Raw genomic sequence first — 26,766 nt, forward strand, 5'->3', positions numbered from 1 at the left:
TAAGGCATGAAAGTCGGAATCGTAGGCGCAGGCATGGTCGGATCGGCAGCGGGGTTTGCCCTGATCCAGCGCGGCCATGCGCGCGAGATCGTGTTCATCGATATCGACACCGCGCGCGCCCGGGCCGAGGCCGAGGATATCGCCCATGCCGTGCCCTTCGCCGCGCCGGCCCTGGTGCGCCATGGCGATTACGCCGATCTGGACGGGGCGGATGTGGTCATCCTGTCCTGCGGCGTGTCGCAGAAACCGGGCGAGACGCGGCTGGCCCTGCTGGAGCGCAACGCCGCCGTGTTTCGCGCCGTGGTGGGCGAGGTCATGGCCGTTTGCCCCAGTGCGATCCTGCTGGTCGCCTCGAACCCTGTCGATATCATGGGGCAGGTCACCGCGCGAATCTCGGGCCTGCCGCCGGGGCGCGTGATCGGGTCGGGCACGATCCTCGATACCGCGCGGTTCCGCTGGCTGGTCGGACGGCACCTCGGGATCTCGCCGCGCTCGGTCCATGCCTATGTGCTGGGCGAACACGGTGACAGCGAGGTTCTGGCCTGGTCGAACGCGCGGGCCGGTTCGGTCGCGCTGACCGATTTCGCCGCCCAGATCAGCGCCCCCCTGACGGCGGATGTGCGGGAGCAGATCGATAAGGGCGTACGCAACGCCGCCTACACGATCATCGAGGGCAAGGGGGCCACGTGGTACGGGATCGGCGGCGGGCTGGCCCGGATCGTCGGCGCCATCGCCGGGGATGAACAGGCGGTGCTGTCGGTCTCGACCGTCGAGGGCGAGGTTTTGGGGGTGCCCGACGTGGCGCTGTCCCTGCCGCGGCTGGTGGGGCGCGAGGGCGTGTCGGCGACCCTGATGCCGGAATTGAGCCGCGACGAGACCGAGGGGCTTCGCGCCTCGGCCGAATTGCTGAAAAACCTTGTCGAGCAGATCGCGACCTGACGCGCCGCGTCAAACGGTGTCGAGGTAGAGTTCCTGCTGCTCGTCCTCGGACAACTCGGCCATGTAGTGCAGCTCCTGCCGCTTGGTGGCGAGGAAGTTGCGGCGGATTTCCTCGGGGAAAATCCGCGCGATCTCGGGGCTTTGGTCGAAGGCCTCAATCGCCTCGGCCCAGGAGCCGGGCAGTTGCGCAAGATCCTTGTCATAGGCGTTGCCGGTGATCGGGGGCGGCGGCGTCGCCTCGTCCTCCAGCCCGTTCAGCGCAGCGCCCAGCACGGCGGCGAGGAACAGGTAGGGGTTGATGTCACCGCCCGCGACGCGATGTTCGATCCGCCGCGCCGCAGGGCCGCCCGAGGGCACGCGCAGGGCGGTCGTGCGGTTCTCATGCGCCCAGGCGATGCCGGTCGGCGCATGGGCGCCGGGCACAAGGCGATCATAGCTGCTGGCGTGCGGCGCAAAGACCAGCATCGAGCCTGGCATCGCCGCCATGCAGCCCGCGATGGCATGGCCAAGCCGCGCCTCGCCCCCCGCGCGGCGTTCGTCGAAGATGTTGTTGCCCTCGGCATCCAGCACCGAGAAATGCGTGTGCAGCCCGTTGCCGGAATAATCCGGGTAGGGTTTGGCCATGAAGCTGGCCGCGAACCCGTGCTGGCGCGCCAGCCCCTTGACCGCGATCTTGAACAACCACGCATCGTCGGCGGCCTTCAGCGCGTCGGCCTGGTGCATCAGGTTGATCTCGAACTGGCCCGGCCCGGCCTCGGAGATCGTAGTATCGGCGGGAATATCCATCGCCTCGCACGCGTCGTAGAGCGCGGTGAAAAAGTTGTCCCACGCATCGAGCTGCCGCATGGCGAGGATTTCCGCCTGGTGCCGCCGCTTGCCGGAGCGGGGCGAGGGCGGCACGCGCAATTCGCGGCCCCGGTCGTCGATCAGGTAGAACTCCATCTCGGTGGCAACCACGGGGCTCAGGCCGCGCTCGGCATAGCGGGCGACGACGCGGGCCAAGGCCTGCCGCGGGTCGCCCTCATAGGGGCGCCCGTCATGGTGAAACATCCAGATCGGCAGAAGGGCGGTCGGCGCATCCAGCCACGGCATCGGGACAAAGCCGCGCTCGGTCGGCATCAGGATGCCATCGGGATCGCCCGCCTCGAACACCAGGGGGCTGTCGTCGATATCCTCGCCCCAGATGTCGAGGTTCAGCACCGAATAGGGAAAGCGCGTCCCCTCGGTGATGGCCTTGTCGGCGTAGCGGCGGGCGATGCGTTTGCCGCGCGGCTGGCCGTTGAGATCGGCGGCGGCGACGCGGATCGATTTGATCTGGGGATTGTCGTGAAGATAGGCTTCCATGCGCCGATATAGCTATCGGATCAGGGTCGGACGCAAGCGCAATCGCGGCCTCTGTTCCGAGGGAAGGTGGCGGTTCAGCCGCCGGTTCATCGCGCCGAAGAGACCGATGATGACCAGCGTGAAGATCACGAAATAGACCGCCACGATCGGGTAGGGGATGAACGGATTGAACGTCCGGTCCGCGAAATAGCTGGCGTAATAGAGCGCGTCGCCCTTTTGCTGGAAGGCCGGGAAGGAGGCGAAGAAGACCAGCGCCGTGGCATGAAACAGGAAGATCGCCTCGTTCGTGTAGGCGGGCCAGGCCAGCCGCAGCATCGTCGGGAAAGTGATGCGGCGAAACTTCTTCCAACCGGACAGGCCGTAGGCATCCGCCGCCTCCAGGTCGCCTTTCGGCACAGCGCGCAGCGCGCCGTAAAAGATCTCGGCGGTGTAGGCCGAGGTGTTGAGAAAGAGCACGATCAGCGCCCCCAGCCAGGCGCGCGCAAACCAGCGGGTCTCGGCCTCGATCATGATGCCGAACAGCTCGAACTCGACGCCCACGCGGGGCAGCATCACGAAGGCCTCGTAAGCCATGAAGAACTGGATGAAGAGGGGCGAGCCCCGGAAGACGAAGATGAACCATTCCGCCGGTTTGCGCGTCAGCCGCGAGGGCGTGTTCTTGGCCACCGCCAGCAGCACGGCGAAGGCGAACCCGAAAAGCAGCGCCAGCACCGCGAAATAGACGTTCCAGATCATGCCCGAGCCGATCAGAACGACCTGGTCGCATAGCGTGATCTCGCCGCGCGGCAGCAGGCGCTCGCCAAAGCCGAGTGCGCGCAGGCCGTAGGATTGGAGCGCTTCGCCGCAGATCATGCCGCCGCCTTTCGCATGTCTTCGCCCGCCATCGTCGCCTGTCCGTGGCTCAGCTTGCGGGTCAGGCGCGCCAGCACGATTTCCGAGACACGGGTGAAGGACAGGTAGAACACCAGCAGCCCGAGGAAGTACCAGAAGCGCCAGTCGGGATGCGGGTACTGGTAGGCCGAGGTGCGGCTGCCGCCCAGCTCGCGCGCCCAGTAGACGACATCCTCGATCCCCAGCAGGAACAGAAGCGGCGTGGCCTTGATGAGGATCATCCAGATGTTCGACAGGCCCGGAAGCGCGTAGATCCACATCTGCGGAACTAGGATGCGCCAGAAGGTCTGGCGCCGCGTCATGCCATAGGCCTCAGCGGTCTCAAGCTGCGCGCGGGGCACGGCGCGCATGGCGCCGAACAGGACATTGCCGCAGAAGGCGCCGAAGACGATGGCGTAGGTGAAGACCGCCAGCGCGAAATTGTAGACCTCGTGCACCCATTGCGGGCTGGTCGATTGCGGCGTGCGGGCCGCGTCGCAGACGAGGAAATTCGCGCCCTGCCGGATCGGCTCGTCCCAGTCGGGGCAGGTCACGATATGGCGCAGATACTCGATCCCCTGGTCGAGGACGAGCACGAAGAAAAGAAAAAAGACGATGTCGGGCACACCGCGCACCATCGCGGTATAGCCCTTGCCCACCCAGCGAAACGGGGCGACATGGCTGCGCGACGCGGCGGCGGCGGCAAAGCCGAAGGCCAGCGATATTGGCGCGGTCACGGCCAGCAGCGCGAACACGGTCAGAAAGCTCTGGTAGAACCGGAAATGCGCCCCGTTGGTCAGGTAGCAACTGAACCAGTTCAGGGTCGAGAGCGTGTCTGGATCTGAGCAGTATTCGAACATCGGCTCACCGCTGGCCTGTGGAGAAGGCGGGCCTTTCCACAGACCGGGTTATGCAAACGCAACACGGGGCGCGATTGGCCGCGCCCCGCGTGTTTGGCGTGATTACCAGGTCGGGGTCTCTTCGCCGAACCACTCGAGCAGCAGCGCGTTCAGCGTGCCGTCTTCCTTCATCGAGGTGATCGCCTCGTCGAAGACCGCGATCAGCTCGTCACCTTCGCGCAGGCCCATGGCAACACCGCCGCCGACCTGCACCGGGTCGAGGATGACCATCAGGTCGGCATCTTCGGCCACGATCGGCAGCAGGTAGTCGCCATCGGCGAAGACCGCGTCGGCCTCGCCGTTGCGGACGGCGGCGACGGTTTCATCGGGGGTGGCGAACTCGATCAGGGTCGCGCCGGTTTCCGAGGCGATGTAGCTGGCCTGGATGGTGTTGGTCTGGGCCGCGATCACCGCGCCGTCCAGCTCGACATCATCGGACAGACCCACGAACAGCGAATCCGACGGCGGGATGTAGGCCTGGGTGAAGTCGATGACCTCGTCCCGCTCGGCGTTGAAGTTCATGCCGGCGATGATCGTGTCGTAGTTGCCCGAGGTCAGGTTCGGGATGATCGAATCCCAGTCGTTCAGAACCCACTCGCAGGTCAGCTCGGCACGGGCGCACAGCTCGTCGCCCAGGACACGCTCGAAGCCGTCGATCTCGCCGTCATCGTTGATGAAGTTGTACGGAGGGTAGGCGCCCTCGGTGCCCATGCGGACGACGTTGCCATGCGCCTCGGCAAAGGCCGCACCGGCGGTCAGGCCGACAAGCGCAGCGGTAAGAATCAGTTTTTTCATTCGGGTAGTCTCCCTGGTTGGGTTTGAAGGGTCTCGGCCCTCGGTCAGGCGGCCTGACTGTGGCTGAGAAATTGGCGAAGCCGTTCGGACTTCGGGTTGGCGAAGAGGTCGGCGGGCGCCCCCTCTTCCTCGATCTTGCCCTGGTGCAGGAAAATCACGTGGTCGCTGAGGTCGCGCGCCATGCGCATGTCATGGGTCACGAGGACCATGGTGCGGCCTTCCTCGGCCAGCGCGCGGATCACGCGGACGACCTCCTGCTCGAGCTCGGGGTCGAGAGCGGATGTCGGCTCGTCGAACAGAAGCGCGCGCGGCTCCATGCACAATGCGCGGGCGATGGCGGCGCGCTGCTGCTGCCCGCCGGAAAGCTGCGCGGGCCAGGCGTCGGCCTTGTCGCCGATGCCGACCTTGTCGAGAAGCGCGCGGGCGCGATCCTCGACCACGGCGCGGTCCTCGCCCAGCACCGTCACGGGCGCTTCCATGACGTTTTGCAGGATGGTCAGGTGGGACCACAGGTTGAACTGCTGAAAGACCATCGACAGGTTGGTGCGAATGCGCCGGACCTGCGCGGCATCGCCGGGGTGGCGATTGCGCCCCGTGCCGCGCCATGTGACCGGCTCTCCCTCGAACAGGATCTCGCCCTGCTGGCTGTCTTCCAGCAGGTTGGCGCAGCGCAGGAGCGTGGATTTCCCCGAGCCGGAGGATCCGATCAGCGACACGACATCGCCCGCGCGGGCGGTCAGGTCGACCCCGCGCAGCACGTCCAGTGTGCCGAAGCTTTTGTGCAGGCCGGTGATCTGGATCACAGGCGGTGTCTGGTCGGTCACGTTTGGCAGCGTCCCTTCGAGTTTCCCGCGATTTGTGCCCATGAAGGCGGCAAATGCAACGTCCCTGTGCAGTGTGACGCACAGGAAAGGGTCGGTTTTCGCCAATTTCAGCGTCGTTTGCCTATTCCGGCGGCGCTGGTGGAACCGGCAGGGCCGCGTGGCGGGCCGGTTCGGCCGGCGTGATGGCGTGCATGCCGCGGGCGCGCAGGCCGTCGCGGATCAGCTCCTACCATGCGTCATGGGCGGCCCGGTTCTCGGGCCGCGGCTACATCGGCAGGGAGGCGATCATTTCCGCGCGGCTTCGACCCTCTGGCGGGCGAGGTTCGAATCGCGGTCGTTCACCCCCAGCATCGGCGCAACGAGGCGCAGGAGGGCGTCTTCCTCGTGGTCGCGTTCGCCATCGGCCAGCACGATGTCCCACATCGCCTCGACCACCTTTTCGCGGGCCTCGTAGGGGACCGAATCCTTGATGGCGCGGGTGAAGCGGACGGTGTCGGGGGCCTCGGCCTCCATCGCTTCGGCTTCGACGCGCAGGGCGGTGGCCGCCTGGGCGGAGAGGCCGTAGCGTTTGGCGAGCAGGGTTTCGATCCGGTCCTTCTCGATCTCGGCGTAGTCATCGTCGGAACGGGCGATGCGCACCAGAAGGGCGGCGAGCGCGAGGCGCGCGTCGTCGAAGGGGAGCGGATCGGGGTCGGGGGCCGTCAGGCGGCGGAGGATGTCAGCGATCATGGGGCAGATATAGGCAGGTCGCGGGCCGGGGGAAAGCCGCGCTCACGGAATTCGGATCTGGCCCGAGGCGACGGGCACGGCGGACCCCGCGACACGGATCGCGGTGAGTGCGCCATCTGCCACGTCGACCGAGAGGCGCAGGGCGGAGGGACGGCCCATCTCGACCCCTTGGTGGAGGCTGAGGGTAGTGGTGCCATCGGAAAGCGCCCCATTGGCGAGGAGTTGCCCGGCGAGAAGCGCGGTGGCCGAGCCGGTGGCCGGGTCCTCCGGGACGCCGTCATCGGGGGCGAACATCCGCGCCTGCCAGTCGCAGCCCGCGCCAGCGGTATAGAGGTAGAGACCCACGGGGGAACGGCCGGTGTCGTCGATGCCCGCCGTCGCAATCATGGTCCCCCATCCGGGCTGTGCCGGGGCGGCGGCGGCCAGCGCGGCAGGGTCGGTCAGCTGCGCGTAGAGAAAGGCCGGGCCTCCCTCGAACGCGCCGGGCGCGTGGGGGCCGATCTGCGCAGGCGAAAGGCCGATGGCGGCGGCGATGGTGGCGGCATCGGGCGCGGTGCCGATGGGGGCCGGGATGCGCGGGGCGGTGAACTCGGCCAGCGTGCCGGATCGGGTGATCGCGACGGGAACGAGGCCCGCGCGCTCTTCGAGGGTGATCGTGCCGTCCTGTCCGCCCGCGAGATGCAGGGCGCAACCGATGGTGGGGTGCCCTGCGAAGGGGATCTCGGCCGCGGGCGTGAAGATGCGCACCTTGGCGGTATGGGCAGGGTCGTAGGGTGTCTGGACGAAGATGGTCTCGGACAGGTTGAACTGCCGCGCGATGGTCTGCATCTGCGCGTCGCTCAGGCCGTCGGCCCCCTCGACGATGGCCAGCGGATTGCCGGAAAACGGCCTGTCGGTGAAGACGTCTGAAACGTGGTAGCTGAGCATGGCGGAGCCTTTCGTCGGGTCGGCCGGCAGGGAACAGCCTGGCACGCGGGATGGCAAGGGGGGCGTTTTCCGCAACGGAAAACGGCGGAAAACTCGCGTTTTCCGGGTCGGACATGGGGCCATGTCCGATGGGGCCTTCTGGTTGGCGATATCTCGGGGGAGGGGCGCGTCGCACCTCTGGTCAGGTCGCAAGGATGGCGGCGCCGCCAAGGGGGCGGTGTCCACACCCCGGGATCGTCCGGGGCCTTTGAGCTTGCTCGGTGGCCCGCCGCCTTGGCCCTTTGGGGGCTGTCTTGGGCGGCGGCTGGGACCCTGATCTTGCGGGCCGGGCGGTGTCAGCGCCCGGCGGGACATGTCCATGACCGGGGACCCTGCCACGGAAAGGTTAAGATTCCGTCAACGCAGTTCCCCTTTGACTCGACTCACCCATGCCCGTATTAAATGAACAAGTGTTCAATTAAAGGGAGGGCGAGGGCATGTTCATGGCCTCGATGAACTTCGATCTCGGCGAAGACGTGAATGCGCTGCGCGAGATGGTGCACCGCTGGGCGCAGGAGCGGGTGAAGCCGCTGGCTGCCGAGACCGACAAAACCAACGCGTTTCCGAACGAGCTGTGGACCGAGATGGGCGAGTTGGGCCTTCTGGGAATCACGGTGGACGAGGCCTATGGCGGCGCGGGGATGGGATACCTCGCCCATACCATCGCGGTGGAGGAGATCAGCCGCGTCTCGGCCTCGATCGGGCTGAGCTACGGGGCGCATTCGAACCTCTGCGTCAACCAGATCAAGCTGAACGCGACCGAGGAGCAGAAGAGTAAATACCTGCCCAAGCTGATCTCGGGCGAGCATGTCGGCGCGCTGGCCATGTCCGAGGCGGGCGCGGGCTCCGACGTGGTGGGCATGAAGCTGCGCGCCGAGAAGAAGAACGGCTATTACACGCTGAACGGCACGAAATACTGGATCACCAACGGCCCCGATGCCGACACGCTGGTGGTCTATGCCAAGACCGACCCCGAGGCCGGATCGAAGGGCATCACGGCCTTTATCGTCGAGAAATCGATGAAGGGTTTTTCGACCAGCGGGCATTTCGACAAGATGGGCATGCGCGGGTCGAACACGGCCGAGCTGGTGTTCGAGGATGTCGAGGTGCCGTTCGAGAACGTCCTTGGCGAAGAGGGGCGCGGCGTGCGCGTTCTGATGTCGGGCCTCGATTACGAGCGCGTGGTCCTGTCGGGCGTCAATATCGGCATCATGGCCGGCTGCATGGACGAGATCATGCCCTACATGGCCGAGCGCAAGCAGTTCGGCCAGCCGGTCGGAAACTTCCAGCTGATGCAGGGCAAGATCGCCGACATGTATGTCGCGCTGAACACCTCGCGCGCCTATGCCTACGAGGTCGCGCGCGCCTGTGATCGCGGCGAGGTCACGCGGCAGGATGCGGCGGGCTGCGTGCTTTATGCCTCGGAAGAAGGGATGAAGGTCGCGCATCAGGCGGTGCAGGCGATGGGGGGCGCGGGCTTCATGAATGACAGCGCGGTCAGCCGGATGTTCCGTGACGCCAAGCTGATGGAGATCGGGGCAGGCACCTCCGAGATCCGGCGGATGCTGATCGGGCGGGAATTGATGGCGGCGATGGGCTGAGGCGATGGGCGGGCGGCGTGGCCTGATCCTGCCGCTTGCGGCGCTTCTGGCCTTTGGCGGGGCGCTGGGCGTGTTGCTGGGTCTGCGGGCCGCGCCACCCGGCGAGACGGCGATCATCGAGGCGGTGGCGGCGGGTTACGTGGCCGAGACCGGCGGCGCGCGCACCGATTGCTTCGCCCGCCCCTCGGCCCTGCCGGAGGTGCGCATGGTGGTGATCTGCGCGCCCGAGGGCGGCACAGCGCGGGCCTATCCGGTCGACCGGCTCGGACGGCCGGTCGAGATTGATGCAGCCGCCCTGGAAGCGGAGCTTGGGACATGAGGCGCGGGGAGGCGTGAGATGAGATTGAAATCTGCTCTGGTGACGGGATCGGAGGAGGCGCGGGCGAACCGGGCCGCGCATCTCGACGCGCTGCGCGTGATCGAGGAGGCCGCCGCGCTGGCCGCCGCCGGTGGCGGCGCGCGCGCGCGGGAGCGGCACCTGTCGCGGGGCAAGATGCTGCCGCGCGAGCGGGTGGCGAACCTGCTCGACCCCGGATCGCCTTTCCTTGAGGTCGGTGCGACGGCGGCGCATGGCATGTATGACGGCGCGGCCCCGGCGGCGGGCGTGATCGCGGGCGTGGGCCGGGTGCAGGGCCGCGAGGTCATGGTGGTGTGCAACGACGCCACGGTGAAGGGCGGCACTTATTACCCGATGACGGTGAAAAAGCACCTGCGCGCGCAAGAGATCGCCGAGGAATGCCATCTGCCCTGCATCTACCTGGTGGACAGTGGTGGTGCGAACCTGCCGCAGCAGGACGAGGTCTTCCCCGACCGCGACCATTTCGGGCGCATCTTCTACAACCAGGCGCGGATGAGTGCGAAGGGGATCGCGCAGATCGCCGTCGTGATGGGCTCCTGCACCGCCGGGGGCGCCTATGTGCCCGCTATGTCGGACGTGACGATCATCGTGAAGGAACAGGGGACGATCTTCCTGGCCGGGCCGCCTTTGGTGAAGGCCGCGACGGGCGAGGTGGTGAGCGCCGAGGACCTGGGCGGTGGCGATGTGCACACGCGCCTGTCGGGTGTGGCCGATTACCTTGCCGAGGATGACGCGCATGCGCTGGCGCTGGCGCGGCGGGCGGTCGGGTCGTTGAAGGGTGTGGGGGATGGCGGGCTGAAGCCCGCCCTACGGGGGCGGCCCCCGGCCTATGATCCGGAGGAGCTGTTCGACGTGGTGCCGGCGTCCTTGTCGACGCCTTATGACATCCGCGAGGTGATCGCGCGGCTGGTCGATGACAGCTGGTTCGACGAGTTCAAGCCGCGCTATGGCGAGACGATCGTGACTGGCTTTGCCGAGGTGATGGGCCTGCCCGTGGGCATCATCGCCAACAATGGCGTGCTGTTTTCCGAAAGCGCGCAGAAGGCTGCGCATTTTGTGGAGCTGTGTTCGCAACGGAAGATCCCGCTGGTCTTCTTGCAGAACATCACCGGCTTCATGGTGGGCCGCAAATACGAGAACGAGGGGATCGCGCGGCACGGCGCCAAGATGGTGACGGCGGTCGCCACGACCTCGGTGCCGAAGGTGACGATGCTGGTTGGCGGATCCTTTGGCGCGGGCAATTACGGCATGGCCGGGCGGGCTTATTCGCCGCGCTTCCTGTGGACTTGGCCGAATTCGCGGATCTCGGTGATGGGCGGCGCGCAGGCGGCGGGTGTTCTGGCGACGGTGAAACGCGCCGCGCTGGAGAAAGCCGGCGAAGAGTGGTCCGCCGAGGCGGAGGCCGAGTTCAAGCGCCCGACCGTCGAGATGTTCGAGCGGCAGAGCCACCCGCTCTATGCCTCGGCGCGGCTGTGGGATGACGGGATCGTGGACCCGCGCAAATCGCGCGAGGTGTTGGGGCTGAGCCTGTCGGCGGCGCTGAACGCGCCCATCGAGGAGACGCGCTTTGGCGTGTTCCGGATGTGACGGTGAGCCTGGACGATCTGCGGCGGCGCTATCCCGGGGCCGTGACCTACCGCTTCGGTGACGGTCCGAAGCTGTGCGCGGAGTTGATCGCGCTTGTTCGGGCGGGAAAGAAGCGGGCGACCTGCAGTTCCGAGGCAGAGATCGCGGCAGGGCAGGACGCGCCGGTCGTCGGGCGTTGCGATATCGCGGTCGATTTCCACGACGTGCCGCAGCTTGTGACGCGGACACTGGACCTTGTGCCCGTGCGCTTTTGCGACATGACCGAGGAGATGGCGCTGATGGAGGGCGAGGATGACAGCCTCGCCGGCTGGCGCGCGGGGCATGAACGCTATTACCGCCGCAAGGGGATTTTCGCCCCCGACATGAAGCTGATCTGGGAGCGGTTCGAGGTGGTCGAGGACCTGGGGGAGGCAAGCGTTTGAAGGGGCGGCGGGTCTGTGACGGGCCGGTCCTTCAAGGATCGAACGGTGCCGCTGGTGCCGGCCGCGGGAGCGAGGGGGCTGTCTGCCCCCTCGCGCTCCCCCGAGAGGTTTTTGGCCAAGATGAAGGGGCGGGACGGGTGAGGACCCCTGCGCGTCCGAGGGAGGGATGATGTTTCACAAGATCCTGATTGCGAACCGGGGCGAGATTGCCTGCCGGGTGATCGAGACCGCGCGCAAGCTGGGCGTGGGCACGGTGGCGGTCTATTCCGACGCGGATGCGGAGGCGCGCCACGTGGCGATGGCCGACGAGGCGGTGCATATCGGCGGGCCGCGCCCGGCGGACAGCTACCTGCGGGGAGACGCGATCATCGCGGCGGCGCAGGCAACGGGGGCGCAGGCGATCCATCCGGGCTATGGCTTCCTGAGCGAGAACCCCGATTTCGTGGACGCGGTCGAGGCGGCGGGGCTTGTCTTCATCGGGCCGTCGGCCAAGGCGATCCGCGCCATGGGCCTGAAGGATGCCGCCAAGGCGCTGATGCACGAGGCCGGGGTGCCGGTCGTGCCGGGCTATCATGGCGCGAACCAGGACCCCGAGCATCTGTCGGGCGCGGCGGATGCCATCGGCTACCCGGTGCTGATCAAGGCCGTCGCGGGCGGCGGCGGCAAGGGGATGCGCAAGGTGGATGCGCCCGCCGGTTTCTTGGAGGCGCTGGCCTCGGCCAAGGGGGAGGCCGCGACGGCCTTTGGCAATGACGCGGTGCTGATCGAGAAATTTGTCGAGAAACCGCGCCATATCGAGGTGCAGGTCTTTGGCGATGGGACGCATGCGGTGCATCTCTTCGAGCGGGATTGCTCGCTCCAGCGCCGCCACCAGAAGGTGATCGAGGAAGCGCCCGCCCCCGGCATGACCGAGGAGATGCGCGCCGAGATGGGGGCAGCGGCCGTGCGCGCGGCCGAGGCGATCGGCTATAGCGGGGCGGGGACCGTCGAGTTCATCGTCGATGCCAGTGCCGGGCTGCGGCCTGACCGGTTCTACTTCATGGAGATGAACACGCGGCTTCAGGTCGAGCACCCGGTGACCGAGGCGATCACGGGCGTGGACCTGGTGGAGTGGCAGTTGCGCGTGGCCGCCGGCGAGGCCCTGCCCGCGCGGCAGGAGGATCTGTCGATCACCGGCCATGCCTTCGAGGCGCGGCTTTATGCCGAGGACGTGCCGAAAGGCTTCTTGCCCGCGACGGGCCGCCTGGCGCATCTGCGCTTTCCCGATGGCGTGCGGGCCGATACCGGCGTGCGGGCAGGCGATGAGATCAGCCCGTGGTACGACCCGATGATCGCCAAGCTGATCGTGCATGGGCCCACGCGCGCGGTGGCGCTGCGGCAGTTGGACCGCGCCTTGGCCGAGACCGAGGTGGCGGGATCGGTCACAAACCTGACTTTCCTGCGGCGGTTGGCGACGCATGAGCGGTTCGCGGCCGGCGACGTGGATACCGGGTTGATCGACCGCGACGTGGCGGACCTGTCCGAGGAGGTCGCGGCCGGCTCCGACGCGGTGGCACTGGCGCTGGCGGGGGCGGCGCTTGGGGCCGGTGTGCCGGATGCAGCTCCGGGCTTCGCACTGTGGGTGCCCTTGGAGCGGGCGGTGTGCGTGGCGGAAGGGGACACGCTGCACGCAGGACGCGTCGCGGTTCTGGGCGCTGGCCGGGCGCGGTTGATCCGAGAAGGCGGCGAGACCGAGGTCACATGCGAGGGTGGCCGTTGGTCCCTGGACGGGCAGCCGGTTCCGGCGCGGGTGGTGCACCATGACGCCGGGCTGTCAATCTTCTGGGGGGAGGCTGCGCATTTCACCATCCCCGATCCGCTGGACGTGGCCGCCGGGCCGGGGGCGGCGGCGGGCCGGATCGAGGCGCCGATGCCCGGGCTGGTGAAGGCCGTGCTGGTCGCGCCGGGGCAGGCCGTGTCGGCGGGCGACCGCCTGGCCGTGCTGGAGGCGATGAAGATGGAACATGCGCTGACGGCGGGCCGTGACGGCGTGGTGGCCGAGGTTCTGGTGACCGAGGGCGCGCAGGTCGAGGCCGGGGCGGCGCTGATCGTTCTGGCCGAGGAGGAGGCCGCATGATCCGTCTGCATCACGTGCCGCAGAGCCGCTCGATGCGGACGCTGTGGCTGCTGCATGAATTGGGTATCGAGTTCGAGGTGGTGCAATGGCCCTTCGACAAGACCCTGCGCAGCCCGGAATACCTGAAGCTGAACCCGGCGGGCCGCGTGCCCGCGCTGGAGATGGACGGGCGCTGCATCTGGGAAACCGGCGCGATCACCGAGGTTCTGTGCGAGCGCTTTCCCGAGACCGGCATGGGCCGGATGCCGGGCGATGACGAACGGATCGACTGGCTGATCTGGGTGCATTTCGCGGAGACGCTCAGCCAGCATGTCGCGGCGCTGACCCAGCAGCACCTCGTGCTTTATGACGACGCGATGCGCAGCCCGGTGGTTATGCAGATCGAGGCCAAGCGGGCGGCGAAATGCTACGAGGCGATCGAGGCGCGGCTGGAGGGGCGGGATTATCTGCTCGACGGGGGCTTCTCGGCAGCGGATGTGAGCGTGGGGCAGGCGGTCTACATGGCGCGCCATTTCGCGCCGATCGAACCTTACGCGCGTCTTGCAGATTGGTACGGGCGCATCACCGCGCGGCCCGGCTTCATCGCGAGCTTGCCGATCTCGGACAGTGAGCGGCTCTATACGCGGGACTATTACGAAGCATGGGAGGCGTGAGATGGCGGAATTCGTCGAGATTTTCGAGGTCGGCCCGCGCGACGGGTTGCAGAACGAAAAGCGCCAGATCCCGACGGCGGACAAGATCGCGCTGGTCGATCTGCTGAGCCGCGCGGGCTTTCGCCGTATCGAGGTGGCGAGTTTCGTAAGCCCCAAATGGGTGCCGCAGATGGCCGATTCGGGCGAGGTGCTGGCCGGGATCACGCGGGCGCCGGGTGTCTCCTATGCCGCGCTGACGCCGAACATGAAGGGCTATGAGCGCGCGAGGGAGGCCGGGGCCGACGAGGTCGCGATTTTTGGCGCGGCGACGGAAGGGTTCAGCAAGGCCAATATCAACGCGAGCATCGAGGAAAGCCTCGAACGGTTCCGCCCCGTGGCCGAGGCGGCCAAGGCCGATGGCGTTCCGGTGCGAGGCTATATCTCTTGCGTCACGGATTGCCCCTATGACGGGTCGGTTGCGCCCGAGGCGGTGGCGCGGGTTGCCGCGGCGCTGCGCGACATGGGGTGTTACGAGATCTCGCTGGGTGACACGATCGGGCAGGGCGTGCCGGAAACGGTCGACGCGATGCTGGCCGCCGTGCTGGAGGAGGTACCGGCGGAGAAACTGGCAGGCCACTTCCACGACACGGGCCGCCGCGCGCTCGACAATATCGAGGCGGCGCTGGAGCGCGGCCTGCGCGTCTTCGATGCGGCGGTGGGGGGCTTGGGCGGCTGCCCCTATGCGCCGGGCGCTGCGGGCAATGTAGCGACCGAGGCCGTGGCGCGGCGGTTGGCGGATTTGGGCTATGACACCGGCCTTGACCTGTCGGTGATCGACGAGGCGGCGGGGATGGCCCGCGCGATGCGCGGCGTCGCGGCCTGACGCAGGAAAACGGAGGCGAGAGATGAGCGAAACGATCCGCGTGGACGTGGACGAGCGCGGGGTCGCGACCCTGACGCTGGCGCGACCCGACAAGCACAACGCGATGAATGCCGAGATGATCGGCGCGCTGACCGAGGCCGCCGAACGGTTGGGCCGCGACCCGGCGGTGCGGGTGGTCGTGCTGACCGGTGAGGGCAAAAGCTTCTGCGCCGGGGGCGATCTGGGCTGGATGAAGGACCAGATGCAGGCCGATGCCGCGACCCGCGCGCGGGAGGCCCGCAGCCTTGCCGAGATGCTGGGCGCGCTCGACCGGATGCCGAAACCCCTGATCGGGCGCGTGCAGGGGCAGAGTTTCGGCGGCGGCGTGGGCCTGATGAGCGTGTGCGACGTGGCCATCGGTGTCGAGACGGCCGAGATCGGCCTGACCGAGGTGCGCCTTGGCCTGATCCCGGCCACCATCGGGCCCTATGTCGTGGCCCGGATGGGCGCGGCGAACGCGCGGCGGGTGTTCTTCTCGGGTCGGATCTTTGGCGCGGCGGAAGCGGTCGAACTGGGCCTTCTGGCGCGCGCGGTGTCGGCAGAGGATCTGGACGGGGCTGTCGAGGCCGAGGTTGCGCCCTACCTGTCGGCAGCGCCGGGTGCGGTGGCCGCGGGCAAGAAGCTGGTCGCGGACCTCGTGGCCCCGGTGGACGAGGCAATGATCGCGCTGTCGATCGACGCGCTGGTGGCGCGCTGGGAAGGCGAGGAAAGCGCCGAGGGGATCGGGGCGTTCTTCGACAAGCGCAAGCCGCGTTGGGCGGAGTAGGCGCGCGACCGGGACAAAGGGAAGGACGGGGACATGAAGGCGGTTTGGTACGAGCGGTTCGGTCCGGCTGCAGAGGTTCTGACCCTTGGCGAGATGGACACGCCCACGCCCGAACCGGGTGAGGTTCTGGTGCGCATGCATGCCTCGGGCATCAACCCGTCGGATGTGAAGCTGCGGGCCGGCGCGCGACCCGGGGCCGAGATGGCCTATCCGCGCGTCATCCCGCATTCGGATGGCGCGGGCGTGATCGAGGCCGTCGGCGAAGGCGTAGATACCGCCCGCGTGGGCGAGCGCGTGTGGATCTGGAACGCAGGCTGGCAGCGCGCCTTTGGCACGGCGGCGGAGTATGTCGCGCTGCCCTCGGAACAAGCGGTGCGGCTGCCTGAAGGGACAAGTTTCGCGGAAGGGGCCTGTTTCGGCATCCCGGCAATGACGGCGTGGTACGCCGTTTGCGGCGACGGGCCGGTGGCGGGGCAGACCGTGCTGGTGACGGGCGGCGCGGGAACCGTGGGGCGCTATGCCTGCCAGATGGCGCGGCTGTCGGGGGCGCGGGTCATCACCACGGTCTCCTCCGAGGAAAAGGCGGCCCATTCCGGGGCCGAGACGTGGGTGAATTACCGCGAGGCCGATGTGGTCGACGCGGTGATGGACCTGACCGACGGCGCGGGCGTGGACCGCATCGTTGACGTCGATTTCGCCGCGAACCAGGACGCGTCGCTTGCGCTGCTCAAACCGGGCGGCACCATCGCCGCCTATGCCTCGGCCAGCGAGATGGCGCCGGTGCTGCAATTCTATCCGTTCATGTTCCGCAATATCCGCCTGCATATGCTGATCGTCTATCAACTTGCCGGAGAGGCGCGGCGCATGGGCGAGGCGCAACTGACCAAATGGCTGGAGGCGGGGGCGCTCAGCCATGCGGTGGTGCCGGGCGGCGGGCTGGCCGAGTGCGCGGCGGCGCATGATCGTGTCGCCGCGGGCGACAAGCTGGGCACCGTGGTGCTGGACATCTGATGCCGGCTTGCTAGCCTTCCTCGGACGCCCCACGGGAGGAAACGGGGCGCGCGAGGGAGGACAGCCAGATGACGATTTTTCCGAGCCTTCACGGCACGGTCGAGGTGCCGCGCATCTCGATCACCGAGCGGCTATTCGAAGGCCTCGCGCCGCGCGTGGGCGAGGTGGCGATGATCGACGGCCCCACCGGGCGCGAAGTGACGGCAGGTGCCTTGATCGAGGGGATCAAGCGGCTGGCCGGGGGGCTGACCGAGCGGGGCATCCTGCCCGGTGGAACGGTCGCACTGCTGGCCCCCAACATTCCCGAATACACGGTGGTCTTTCACGGCGTGGCCTTCGGCGGCGGGACGGTGACGACGCTGAACCCCACCTACACCGCGCCCGAGATCCAGCACCAGTTGGAAGATGCCGGGGCGACGGTTCTGGTGACGATCCCCATGTTCGAAGAGGTTGCCCGCGCCGGGATGAAGGGCACCGCCGTGCGCGACCTGGTCGTGATCGGCGGTGGCGGCGAGGGGAGCCTGTCGCTGGACGATGTGATGGGCGCGCCGCTTGAGGCGCAGGCGCCGGTAGATCTCGACGAACACATCGTCGTGCTGCCCTATTCCTCGGGCACCACAGGTCAGCCCAAGGGGGTGATGCTGACCCATGCGAACCTCGTGGCAAATGTCACCCAGTCCGGGGCGGTGGCCGGGATCAAGCCGACCGACACCGCGGTCGCGTTCCTGCCGTTCTTCCACATCTACGGCATGACGGTGCTGATGAACCTGTTCCTCGCGCAGCAGGCCAGTTTGGTGACGATGCCGCGTTTCGATCTGGAACTGTTCCTGAAGCTGATCGAAACGCATCGTGCGACGCGACTCTATATCGTGCCGCCCGTGGCGCTGGCGCTGGCCAAGCACCCGATGGTGGACGAGTTCGACCTGTCCAGCGTCGAGGAGGTCTTCTCGGGCGCGGCCCCGCTGGGGCCGGAGACCGAGGCGGCGGTGGGCGACCGCTTCGGCGCGCTGTCGGTGCAGGGCTATGGCATGACCGAGATGTCGCCCATCAGCCACATGACCATCGGCGGCAACGTCCGCCACGGCTCCAGCGGGCAGGCCGTGCCCTCGACCGATTGCCGGATCGTGGACCCGGTGACGATGCGCAACCTGGGGCCGAACGAGGAGGGGGAGCTGTGGGTGCGCGGCCCGCAGGTGATGAAGGGCTACCTGAACAACCCCGAGGCCACCGCCGAGTCGCTGGTCGAGGGCGGCTGGCTGCGCACGGGCGACCTGGCCGTGATCGACGAGGACGGCTTCATGTCGATCCGCGACCGGTTGAAAGAGCTGATCAAGTTCAAGGGCTTCCAGGTCGCCCCCGCCGAGGTCGAGGCGGCCCTGATCGCCCATCCCGGTGTCGTGGATGCCGCCGTGATCGGACGCCTGGACGAGGAAGCGGGCGAGGCGCCCGTGGCCTTCGTCGTGCGCGCGCCGGGGAGCGAGGTGAGCGAGGAGGAGTTGCGCGCCCATTGCGAGGGCTGCCTTGCCCATTACAAGCACCCGGTCGAATACCGCTTCGTCGAGAGTGTCCCGAAATCGGCCAGCGGCAAGATCCTGCGTCGGGAATTGCGGGACCAGATGGCCGACGGAACATAACGCGCCGGGTCGCGCAACGCGGCGGACAAGGCTAGGCTCTGCGCATGTTGAGTGTCCTGTCCCACCCGGTTTTCGCGCGCCTCTTCGCGGCGCAGATCATCGCGTTGATCGGCACGGGCCTGATGACCGTGGCGCTTGGCCTGCTGGCCTATGACCTGGCCGGCGACAGCGCGGGCGCGGTGCTTGGCACGGCGCTGACCATCAAGATGGTGGCCTATGTGGGCCTGTCGCCGATCGCCAATGCTCTGGTCGAACGCGCCTCGCGCAAGGCGGTCCTGATCGGGGCGGACCTGCTGCGGGCGGCAATCGTGCTGGCCCTGCCTTTCGTCACGCAGATCTGGCAGGTCTATGCCCTCGTCTTCGCCTTGCAGGCGGCCTCGGCCACCTTCACGCCTGCATTTCAGGCCACGATCCCCGACATCCTGCCCGACGAGGGTGATTACACGCGGGCGCTGTCTCTATCGCGGCTGGCCTATGAGTTGGAGAACCTGGTCAGCCCGGCGCTGGCGGGGCTGCTGCTGACGCTGGTCAGTTTTCACTGGCTGTTCGCGGGCACGGCGCTGGGCTTTGTCGGATCGGCGATGCTTGTGCGGATCGCGGCTGTTCCGCCACGGGGCGCGGCGCGCGCGCGTCCGTTTCTCGACCGGGTGACGCGGGGCGTGCGCATCTATGTCCGCACGCCGCGGCTGCGCGGTCTATGGATGCTGAACTTCGCGGCCGCCTCGGCCGGGGCCTTCGTGATCGTGAACACGGTCGTGCTGGTGCGTGCGGCGTATGGCGGGGCCGAAAGCGCGGTCGCCATCGCGCTGGCCGCCTTTGGGGGCGGCTCGATGCTGGCCGCGCTGGGTTTGCCGCGCCTGCTCGACCATGTGCCGGACAGGCCGGTGATGCTCGGCGCGGCCTTCGCCCTGTCGATGGCGAGCGTGGGCTACGCGCTTTACTGGCTGCGCGCGGACTTGCCGGAGTGGCCCGTGATGCTGGCGGTCTGGCTGCTGTTCGGGATGCTCTACGCCGCGATCCTGACGCCATCGGGGCGGCTTTTGCGCCGGTCCGTCCACCCCGAAGACCTGCCCGCGATCTTCACTGCGCAATTCGCGCTCAGCCATGCGGGGTGGCTGGTGACCTACCCGATGGCGGGCTGGATCGGCGATGCGCTGGGGCTGCCGCAGGCGATGCTGGCACTGGGGATCTGCGCGACCGTCGCCAGCCTTGCCGCCCTGCGCCTCTGGCCCGCTGGCGACCCGCGAAGCGTCGAGCACGCCCATGACGACCTGCCGCCGGATCACCCGCATCTCGATCGGCACCCGTTGCAGAACGGGCGACATGCCCACGCCTACGTCATCGACGACATGCACCACCGCTGGCCGCGACCGGGGGCGTGACGCGTGTTCCTGCCAGTGCCAAAAGCCCGTTTGACGCAGGAGGCCCGGTTGACCCGTCCGCGGGTCGAGAGTAGATCACGAGAAACGACCGGAGCCGTTCCGTGCGCACGAGCGGGACGCGACCCATTTGGACAGGCAGTCGCCGCCATGGAGGGCCTAGAGTGCAAGAGTTCCTGACGAATTACGCGCCGATTCTCATTTTCATGGGAATCGCGATCGGGTTGGGCCTTGTCCTGATCCTTGCCGCCGTCATCATCGCGGTGCGCAATCCGGACCCCGAGAAGGTGTCGGCCTATGAATGTGGCTTCAACGCGTTCGACGACGCGCGCATGAAGTTCGATGTGCGATTCTACCTCGTGTCGATCCTCTTCATCATCTTCGACCTCGAGATCGCGTTCCTGTTTCCCTGGGCGGTCAGCTTTGCCGACATGTCGATGACGGCCTTCTGGTCGATGATGGTCTTCCTCGCCGTTCTGACGGTGGGCTTCGCCTATGAATGGAAGAAAGGGGCGCTGGAATGGGAGTGATGACAGGGCCGAACACCGCCGGGGCCGACCGCGAGGTCACCACGCAGGCGCTGAACCGGCAATTGCAGGACAAGGGCTTTCTCGTCACCTCGACCGAGGACCTGATCAACTGGGCGCGCACCGGGTCGCTGCACTGGATGACCTTCGGTCTTGCCTGTTGCGCGGTCGAGATGATGCACACCTCGATGCCGCGCTACGACGCGGAACGCTTCGGCATCGCGCCGCGCGCCACGCCGCGCCAGTCGGACGTGATGATCGTGGCGGGCACGCTGACCAACAAGATGGCCCCCGCGCTGCGCAAGGTCTACGACCAGATGCCCGAGCCGCGCTACGTGATCTCGATGGGGTCCTGTGCCAATGGCGGCGGCTATTACCACTACAGCTACTCGGTGGTGCGCGGCTGTGACCGGATCGTGCCGGTGGACCTTTACGTGCCGGGCTGCCCGCCGACGGCCGAGGCGCTGCTCTACGGCATCCTGCAATTGCAGCGAAAGATCCGCCGCGAAGGCACCATCACGCGCTGAACGACCAGAGATCGGGGCGGCGACAGACCCGAACGGGAGAGACGAGAGATGACCAACGAGGCCCTGCGCGAGCTTGCCGAATACGTCTCGGAGCGGATGCCCGATGCCGTGCGCGCGACGTCGATCACCAATGGCGAGTTGACCGTCGAGATCAGCGCGTCCGAGGCCGCAACCTTCATCGAGTTCCTGAAATCGGACCGCAGCTGCTCCTTCTCGACGCTGGTGGACATCACCGCCGTCGACTGGCCCGAGCGCGACCGGCGCTTCGATGTGGTCTGGCATTTCCTGTCGATGTACCAGAACCACCGCATCCGCGTGAAAGCGGCCGTGCGCGAGGATGATATCGTCCCCTCGATCGTCGAGACGCACCCCTCGGCCGGGTGGTACGAGCGCGAGGTCTACGACATGTTCGGGATCATCTTCTCGGGCAACCCGGACCTGCGCCGCATCCTGACCGATTACGGCTTCCGCGGGCACCCGCTGCGCAAGGACTTCCCGACCACCGGCTACACCGAGGTTCGCTTCGACGACGAATTGAAGCGCGTGGTCTACGAGCCGGTGAAGCTGGTGCAGGAATACCGCCAGTTCGACTTCATGAGCCCGTGGGAAGGCGCGGATTACATCCTGCCGGGTGACGAGAAAGCCGAGGAAAAGGCCTGATCCCCGTGGCACCCGCGGGCGATACCGCCTTCGATTTTGGCCGTACGCTCCTGATCGGGATCGGGGCGCAGAAAGCGGGCACCACATGGCTCGCCCGGAAACTGGCCGCTCACCCGCAGGTCCATGCCCCGATCAAGGAAGTCCATTACTGGGACCGCGTGCGCGCGCCGTACCACGACGCGAAACGCTGGCGCAGCGCGATCACCAATCGGCGCGACCGATTCGTGCGGAGCCTGCCGCAGCGTTTCTGGCGCAAGAAATGGTCCACCAGCCTGATGGTGCGTCCTGACCCCTGCGATCACTCCGGCTATGTCGACATGTTTCGCTGGGGCTATGGCGGGCAGCCAGTGCTGCATGAGTTCACGCCCGCCTACGGGTTGCTGGCGCCAGAGGTTTTCGACGAGATGCGCGCCCTGCATGCTGATGTGCGGTTTCTGTTGCTGCTGCGCGATCCCGTGGCGCGGTTCTGGTCGGGGATTCGCCACGCCCACCGGGTGCAACTGGCCAACGGGATGACGGAGGAGAGCCTCGTTCACCTGGCGCGGCTCGCCCTCGCCGATCCGCATGATCCGCACCGGCGCCGGTCGGACTATGCCGCGCTCCTCTCCGCGCCCGCGTTGGGGAAGGGGCGGATGCATGTCGCCTTCTTCGAGACGCTGTTCACGCAGGAGAGTTACGACGCGGTGCTGGATTTCGCGGGCCTTGCGCGAGAGCCGATCGGCGCGGTCGAGAATCCGAACCCCAGCCGGTTTGGCAAAGTGGCGATGCCGGAGGATCTGGCCGCGCAAGCGCGCGAGGTTTTTGCCTCCAGCTACGAACAGGTCTATGATCGGTTCAAAGACCGCGTTCCGGCCCGATGGGGTGGCGCATGACGATACTTGCGGCAATCGAGTCCTTGCATGCCAGTGCCCGGCAATGGCAGAGGGGGCTTACATCCGAAATGGCGCCGTCGCGCGCCGAACGACCGATGAGATGTGAGACATGATGGACGGCTCGATGGACGATCCGCGCGGGTTCCACGACGCGGAGACGCACGAACAGCATATTCGGAACTTCAACATCAACTTCGGGCCGCAGCACCCGGCGGCCCACGGCGTGTTGCGCCTTGTGCTGGAGCTGGACGGCGAGATCTGCGAGCGCTGCGACCCGCATATCGGGTTGCTGCACCGTGGCACCGAAAAGCTGATGGAGAGCCGCACCTACCTGCAGAACCTGCCCTATTTCGACCGGCTCGATTACGTGGGCACGATGAACCAGGAACATGCCTGGTGCCTCGCCATCGAGAAGCTGACCGGCGTCGAGGTGCCGCGCCGGGCGCAGTTGATCCGCGTGCTGTATTGCGAGATCGGGCGCATCCTGAACCACCTGCTGAACGTGACGACCCAGGCGATGGACGTCGGCGCGCTGACCCCGCCGCTCTGGGGGTTCGAGGAACGCGAGAAGCTGATGGTCTTCTACGAGCGTGCCTCGGGCGCGCGTCTGCACGCTGCCTATTTCCGTCCCGGCGGCGTGCACCAGGACCTTCCGCCCAAGCTGATCGACGATATCGAGGAATGGGCCAGGGAATTCCCCAAGGTCCTCGACGACATCGATGGGCTGCTGACGGAAAACCGCATTTTCAAGCAGCGCAATGTCGATATCGGCATCGTCACCGAGGAAGACATCCAGAACTGGGCGTTCTCGGGCGTGATGGTGCGCGGGTCGGGCTTTGCCTGGGACCTGCGGCGCGCGCAGCCCTATGAATGCTACGACGAATTCGAGTTCCAGATCCCCATCGGCAAGAACGGCGACTGCTATGACCGCTATCTCTGCCGGATGGAGGAGATGCGCCAGTCGATCCACATCATCCACCAGGCCATCGAGAAGCTGCGGATGCCGGAGAACCAGGGCGATGTGTTGGCGCGGGGCAAGCTGACGCCGCCGAAACGCTCGGACATGAAGACCTCGATGGAAGCGCTCATCCATCACTTCAAGCTTTATACCGAGGGGTTCCACGTCCCCGAGGGCGAGATCTATGCCGCGGTCGAGGCGCCCAAGGGCGAGTTCGGCGTCTACCTCGTGGCGGACGGCACGAACAAACCCTACCGCGCCAAGCTGCGCGCGCCTGGCTTCGCCCATCTGCAGGCGATGGATTACATGTGCACCGGCCACCAGTTGGCGGATGTGTCGGCCATCCTCGGCTCGCTCGATATCGTGTTCGGCGAGGTGGACCGGTAGCACCGACATCACCGCATTTGATCAAGGCCGCGCCCGCGACGGAGCGCGGCCTTTTTTGTTGTCGGCTTCGCCGCGCGTGCCGCGCGTCGACCCGCGCGCCTTCGGCGCGTGTTCGGGGGGCTCTGCCCCCGCCGCGCTTTGCGCGGCTCCCCCGGCATTTTCAGTGGATAAAGAGGGGATGGGCCGCCCCGGGTGGGGTTTTCCGTCAATGGACAAGCGCGGCGGCCTCTGGCACCGATGGTGTCAGACGCCATCACAGGAGTGTTGCCATGCGGATTGCCCCGGTTCTTGCCAGCGCCTGCCTTGCCGTTCCCGCCTGGGCCGAGGATGCGCCAACGCCCGAGGCGCATATCGGCTTTCCCTTGGCGGAAACCATCGCGCAGTTCGGCTGCGTGCTGCACGAAGAGGCGACGAACATGGTCCTGTTCGAAGCGGGGCTGACGGCGGATGATTTCCCGCCCATGGCGATCGCGCTGATGCAGGACGGCATCTTGCGCCCAACGGGCAACGGGACGCTGACACTGGTCAACTGGGGGCCATGCACCGGCGCAGAGGCGGCGGCGCTGCTGGGCGCAGGCGAGGCGGCGGCGCAGGACTGAGCAGCGGGCCCGCAGCCCGGTCGCCGGGATTTTCGGCGCCTGTATGCGGCTGCGCACAAAACGGCGCATGGACATTCCCGGCCCGACGTGGCAACCCGTCGCCCGAACGGACGACCGACGGACAGGACGCCATGCTCAGACGCCTCCACCCCGACCAACCTGACAGTTTCGCCTTCACGCCCGCCAACCGGGCCTGGGCCGAGGCGCAGATCACGAAATATCCCGAGGGCCGGCAGGCCAGCGCGATCATTCCGCTGTTGTGGCGGGCCCAGGAACAGGAAGGCTGGCTGACGCGGCCGGCCATCGAATATGTCGCCGATATGCTGGACATGGCCTATATCCGGGCGCTGGAGGTGGCGACCTTCTACTTCATGTTCCAGTTGCAGCCGGTCGGATCGGTGGCGCATCTGCAGATCTGCGGCACGACATCGTGCATGATCTGCGGCGCCGAGGACCTGGTCGCCGTCTGCAAGGACAAGATCGCGGCCAACGCGCATGAATTGTCCGCCGATGGCAAGTTCAGCTGGGAAGAGGTGGAATGCCTCGGCGCCTGCGCCAACGCGCCGATGGCGCAGATCGGCAAGGATTACTACGAGGATCTGACCGCCGAGAAGCTGGCCTGGATCATCGACGAGATGGCCGCCGGTCGCGTGCCCACGCCGGGGCCGCAGAACGGGCGCTACGCCTCGGAGCCCGCGAACGGGCTGACCTCGCTGACCGAGCACGAGGCGGGGCGGGACTCGCTGAACGCTTCGGCGCGTCTTGCGGCCGATATCGGGGACACGATCAAGCGGATCGACGGCACCGAGGTGCCGCTGCTGGCGCCTTGGGGCAAGCAGTCGGGCCGCGACGTGGATGTGGAGCCGACGCCGAAAAAACCCTTGCTGGCCGAGGATGTGCCGGCGGACGAGACCGGGATCGACAAGCGCGAGGCCCCGGTGCAGGGCACGGCGCATCCCGCAAGCGGGGCGCCCGCCGCCGCAGCGGAGGCCGAAGGCGTGGCGGATCGGCCCGAGGAACAGCCGGAGCTTTTGAGCGGCCCGCGCGAAGGTGGGGCCGACGATCTGAAGCGGATTTCGGGGGTCGGCCCGAAACTGGAAGGCGTGCTGAACGAACTGGGCTTTTACCATTTCGACCAGATCGCCGCCTGGACGCCTGAACAGATCGCCTGGGTCGACAATCGCCTGAAATTCAAGGGCCGGATCGAGCGTGACGACTGGATCGCGCAGGCCCGTGCCCTGGCCGCCGAAGGCTGAGGTGCAGGCGACGGCATTCCCCTGACCAACACCAGTTTTCCTGCGCGGGGATCGCCCCGCGCTTTGACCTCGCGCTTGTAGCATAATCTTGAAAGGTGCCCAAAATGCTGAAGATCCGAAACGGCCGTCAATTCCTTCTCGCGCTTGCCAGCTGGTCGATTGCCGCGATCGTCGGGATCACGGTTGCCTTCGTGGCTGTGGGCTTTTTCCACCTTTGGGTGATCGTGGGCGTCGTGGGCGCCGTGGGCGCGGCCATTGCGACCGGCCTGGTGCTGCAATTTGCGCTGGTGACCGATTTCGACGCCGTCCTTGACGCGCGCAAGGCCGACGTCGCAGACGACTGAGCGCCATATCCCTGCTTTGCGTGACAGGCCCGGTCATTGCAGTCCGGGCCTGTTGTGTGTCTGCCGCGTCGGACAACGAACTGTTCCGTCAGGTTAACAGCGTTGCAGACAGGCGGAAATTCTCGGGTTACAACTATCGGTGAACTGACAATCGAGTGACAGGGGGATGTGGATCATGAACAGTGTTCAAGGTCTGATTTGTGCGGCTGTCAGCTGGGGGGTTGCGGCCCTCGTCGGGCTGATTGCCATGGCGATGCTGATGATCGTGGGGGATTGGACCCTGATCCAGGCGCTGTACGTGGGTGTAATCTTGATCTTGGTCCTCGGCGTTCTGCTGATGGTGACGATGTGCGGCCCGATGCCCGCGCGGCGCGCGCCGGGGGATATCGACGCGGCTGCCGCTCCGAAAGCGCCTGCGCCGGCCAGCGCCGCACCCGCGCCCGCGGCAAGCGCGCCCGCCCCCGCCGCTCCGGAACCGGCCCCCGCACCCGAGCCTGCCCCGGCGGCGGTCGAGGGGGAGGGCACCCGCCCCGAGGCGCTGTCGGCTCCGCGCGGTGGCGCCGCCGATGACCTCAAGCGTATCAAGGGGATCGGTCCGAAACTGGAGAAACTGTGCAACAGCCTCGGCTTCTACCATTTCGACCAGATCGCCAACTGGACGGCAGACGAGGTCGCCTGGGTCGACCAGAACCTCGAAGGGTTCAAGGGGCGCGTGACCCGCGACAACTGGGTCGAACAGGCGCGGCTTCTCGCCTCTGGCGAAGAAACGGAATTTTCGCAACGAGTCGATAAAGGTGATGTATACTGACCTTCGGGAGGCTGTGTGAACACAACCCGAGGAG

At 67.1% G+C, this 26,766-nt stretch carries 28 protein-coding genes; 21 read left to right on the forward strand and 7 right to left on the reverse strand.

From position 1 onward, the window contains the following. Window positions 1–6 precede the first annotated feature (6 nt). On the forward strand, window positions 7–939 hold the full coding sequence (locus KUV65_RS13355) for an L-lactate dehydrogenase (RefSeq protein WP_222191177.1): 933 nt from the start codon (window positions 7–9) through the stop codon (window positions 937–939). Window positions 940–948: 9 nt separating this feature from the next. Here KUV65_RS13355 and KUV65_RS13360 read toward each other — a convergent pair whose 3' ends face one another. The 7 genes from KUV65_RS13360 to KUV65_RS13390 form a co-directional block, all read right to left on the reverse strand. Further along, window positions 949–2,283 (reverse strand): glutamine synthetase family protein, encoded by a 1,335-nt coding sequence (locus tag KUV65_RS13360; RefSeq protein WP_222191178.1) that lies wholly within the window; start codon window positions 2,281–2,283, stop codon window positions 949–951. A gap of 12 nt (window positions 2,284–2,295) precedes the next feature. Beyond that, window positions 2,296–3,135: an ABC transporter permease gene (locus tag KUV65_RS13365; RefSeq protein ID WP_222191179.1), complete on the reverse strand. Its 840-nt coding sequence runs from the start codon at window positions 3,133–3,135 to the stop codon at window positions 2,296–2,298. Further along, window positions 3,132–4,013: an ABC transporter permease gene (locus tag KUV65_RS13370; protein WP_222191180.1), complete on the reverse strand. Its 882-nt coding sequence runs from the start codon at window positions 4,011–4,013 to the stop codon at window positions 3,132–3,134. The genes KUV65_RS13365 and KUV65_RS13370 overlap by 4 nt, the downstream gene beginning before the upstream one ends. Window positions 4,014–4,115: 102 nt before the next feature. Further along, window positions 4,116–4,847, reverse strand: coding sequence for a transporter substrate-binding domain-containing protein (locus KUV65_RS13375; protein ID WP_222191181.1), 732 nt, complete (start codon window positions 4,845–4,847; stop codon window positions 4,116–4,118). Window positions 4,848–4,891: 44 nt separating this feature from the next. Next, window positions 4,892–5,713 carry an ABC transporter ATP-binding protein gene (locus KUV65_RS13380; RefSeq protein WP_222191182.1) on the reverse strand — a complete coding sequence of 274 codons (822 nt, stop codon included), beginning with the start codon at window positions 5,711–5,713 and terminating at the stop codon, window positions 4,892–4,894. A 243-nt stretch (window positions 5,714–5,956) separates the two neighbouring features. Continuing rightward, the gene (locus tag KUV65_RS13385; protein ID WP_222191183.1) at window positions 5,957–6,400 is read right to left on the reverse strand and encodes a tellurite resistance TerB family protein; all 444 of its coding nucleotides are present in this window, start codon (window positions 6,398–6,400) and stop codon (window positions 5,957–5,959) included. A gap of 42 nt (window positions 6,401–6,442) precedes the next feature. Next, complete coding sequence (locus KUV65_RS13390) at window positions 6,443–7,372, reverse strand: PhzF family phenazine biosynthesis protein (protein ID WP_308124680.1); 930 nt, start codon at window positions 7,370–7,372, stop codon at window positions 6,443–6,445. A 431-nt stretch (window positions 7,373–7,803) separates the two neighbouring features. Here KUV65_RS13390 and KUV65_RS13395 point away from each other — a divergent pair, with 431 nt between their 5' ends. The 20 genes from KUV65_RS13395 to KUV65_RS13490 all read left to right on the forward strand — a co-directional run bounded on the left by KUV65_RS13395 (window position 7,804) and on the right by KUV65_RS13490 (window position 26,732). Beyond that, window positions 7,804–8,967: an isovaleryl-CoA dehydrogenase gene (locus tag KUV65_RS13395; protein ID WP_222191184.1), complete on the forward strand. Its 1,164-nt coding sequence runs from the start codon at window positions 7,804–7,806 to the stop codon at window positions 8,965–8,967. Window positions 8,968–8,971: 4 nt separating this feature from the next. Next, window positions 8,972–9,286 (forward strand): hypothetical protein, encoded by a 315-nt coding sequence (locus KUV65_RS13400; protein ID WP_222191185.1) that lies wholly within the window; start codon window positions 8,972–8,974, stop codon window positions 9,284–9,286. Window positions 9,287–9,304: 18 nt separating this feature from the next. Beyond that, entirely contained in the window at window positions 9,305–10,912 is a 1,608-nt protein-coding gene (locus tag KUV65_RS13405) for a carboxyl transferase domain-containing protein (RefSeq protein WP_222191186.1), read from the forward strand. 2 nt (window positions 10,913–10,914) lie between these two features. Further along, on the forward strand, window positions 10,915–11,334 hold the full coding sequence (locus tag KUV65_RS13410; protein ID WP_222191187.1) for an ASCH domain-containing protein: 420 nt from the start codon (window positions 10,915–10,917) through the stop codon (window positions 11,332–11,334). Between the two features lie 169 nt (window positions 11,335–11,503). Next, window positions 11,504–13,450: an acetyl-CoA carboxylase biotin carboxylase subunit gene (locus KUV65_RS13415; RefSeq protein WP_222191289.1), complete on the forward strand. Its 1,947-nt coding sequence runs from the start codon at window positions 11,504–11,506 to the stop codon at window positions 13,448–13,450. Then, the gene (locus KUV65_RS13420) at window positions 13,447–14,103 is read left to right on the forward strand and encodes a glutathione S-transferase family protein (protein ID WP_222191188.1); all 657 of its coding nucleotides are present in this window, start codon (window positions 13,447–13,449) and stop codon (window positions 14,101–14,103) included. Before KUV65_RS13415 ends, KUV65_RS13420 begins: the two co-directional genes overlap by 4 nt. Before the next feature lies 1 nt (window position 14,104). Next, window positions 14,105–14,965 (forward strand): hydroxymethylglutaryl-CoA lyase, encoded by an 861-nt coding sequence (locus tag KUV65_RS13425; RefSeq protein ID WP_222191189.1) that lies wholly within the window; start codon window positions 14,105–14,107, stop codon window positions 14,963–14,965. 22 nt (window positions 14,966–14,987) lie between these two features. Then, a complete protein-coding gene (locus KUV65_RS13430; RefSeq protein ID WP_222191190.1) occupies window positions 14,988–15,770 on the forward strand; it encodes a crotonase/enoyl-CoA hydratase family protein in 783 nt (260 codons plus the stop codon). Window positions 15,771–15,803: 33 nt separating this feature from the next. Beyond that, a complete protein-coding gene (locus KUV65_RS13435; RefSeq protein ID WP_222191191.1) occupies window positions 15,804–16,781 on the forward strand; it encodes an NADPH:quinone reductase in 978 nt (325 codons plus the stop codon). Between the two features lie 68 nt (window positions 16,782–16,849). Then, the gene (locus KUV65_RS13440) at window positions 16,850–18,415 is read left to right on the forward strand and encodes an AMP-binding protein (RefSeq protein WP_222191192.1); all 1,566 of its coding nucleotides are present in this window, start codon (window positions 16,850–16,852) and stop codon (window positions 18,413–18,415) included. Between the two features lie 44 nt (window positions 18,416–18,459). Further along, on the forward strand, window positions 18,460–19,797 hold the full coding sequence (locus KUV65_RS13445) for an MFS transporter (protein WP_222191193.1): 1,338 nt from the start codon (window positions 18,460–18,462) through the stop codon (window positions 19,795–19,797). 161 nt (window positions 19,798–19,958) lie between these two features. Next, window positions 19,959–20,324, forward strand: coding sequence for an NADH-quinone oxidoreductase subunit A (locus KUV65_RS13450; RefSeq protein ID WP_222191194.1), 366 nt, complete (start codon window positions 19,959–19,961; stop codon window positions 20,322–20,324). After that, window positions 20,324–20,848: a NuoB/complex I 20 kDa subunit family protein gene (locus KUV65_RS13455; protein WP_259550555.1), complete on the forward strand. Its 525-nt coding sequence runs from the start codon at window positions 20,324–20,326 to the stop codon at window positions 20,846–20,848. Before KUV65_RS13450 ends, KUV65_RS13455 begins: the two co-directional genes overlap by 1 nt. Before the next feature lie 48 nt (window positions 20,849–20,896). Beyond that, window positions 20,897–21,508: an NADH-quinone oxidoreductase subunit C gene (locus KUV65_RS13460; protein WP_222191196.1), complete on the forward strand. Its 612-nt coding sequence runs from the start codon at window positions 20,897–20,899 to the stop codon at window positions 21,506–21,508. A 5-nt stretch (window positions 21,509–21,513) separates the two neighbouring features. Then, complete coding sequence (locus tag KUV65_RS13465) at window positions 21,514–22,380, forward strand: sulfotransferase (protein ID WP_222191197.1); 867 nt, start codon at window positions 21,514–21,516, stop codon at window positions 22,378–22,380. A 124-nt stretch (window positions 22,381–22,504) separates the two neighbouring features. Beyond that, window positions 22,505–23,725: an NADH-quinone oxidoreductase subunit D gene (locus tag KUV65_RS13470; protein ID WP_222191290.1), complete on the forward strand. Its 1,221-nt coding sequence runs from the start codon at window positions 22,505–22,507 to the stop codon at window positions 23,723–23,725. 269 nt (window positions 23,726–23,994) lie between these two features. Beyond that, complete coding sequence (locus KUV65_RS13475; RefSeq protein WP_222191198.1) at window positions 23,995–24,324, forward strand: hypothetical protein; 330 nt, start codon at window positions 23,995–23,997, stop codon at window positions 24,322–24,324. Window positions 24,325–24,455: 131 nt separating this feature from the next. Next, window positions 24,456–25,580 (forward strand): NADH-quinone oxidoreductase subunit E, encoded by a 1,125-nt coding sequence (locus KUV65_RS13480; protein ID WP_222191199.1) that lies wholly within the window; start codon window positions 24,456–24,458, stop codon window positions 25,578–25,580. A gap of 104 nt (window positions 25,581–25,684) precedes the next feature. Continuing rightward, window positions 25,685–25,924, forward strand: a complete 240-nt coding sequence (locus KUV65_RS13485) for a hypothetical protein (RefSeq protein WP_222191200.1) — start codon at window positions 25,685–25,687, stop codon at window positions 25,922–25,924. Window positions 25,925–26,099: 175 nt separating this feature from the next. After that, complete coding sequence (locus tag KUV65_RS13490; RefSeq protein ID WP_222191201.1) at window positions 26,100–26,732, forward strand: hypothetical protein; 633 nt, start codon at window positions 26,100–26,102, stop codon at window positions 26,730–26,732. Window positions 26,733–26,766: the final 34 nt, after the last annotated feature.

Source organism: Maritalea mobilis (genome assembly GCF_019800885.1).
In the GTDB taxonomy this organism is placed as follows: Bacteria; Pseudomonadota; Alphaproteobacteria; order Rhodobacterales; family Rhodobacteraceae; genus Roseibacterium; species Roseibacterium beibuensis.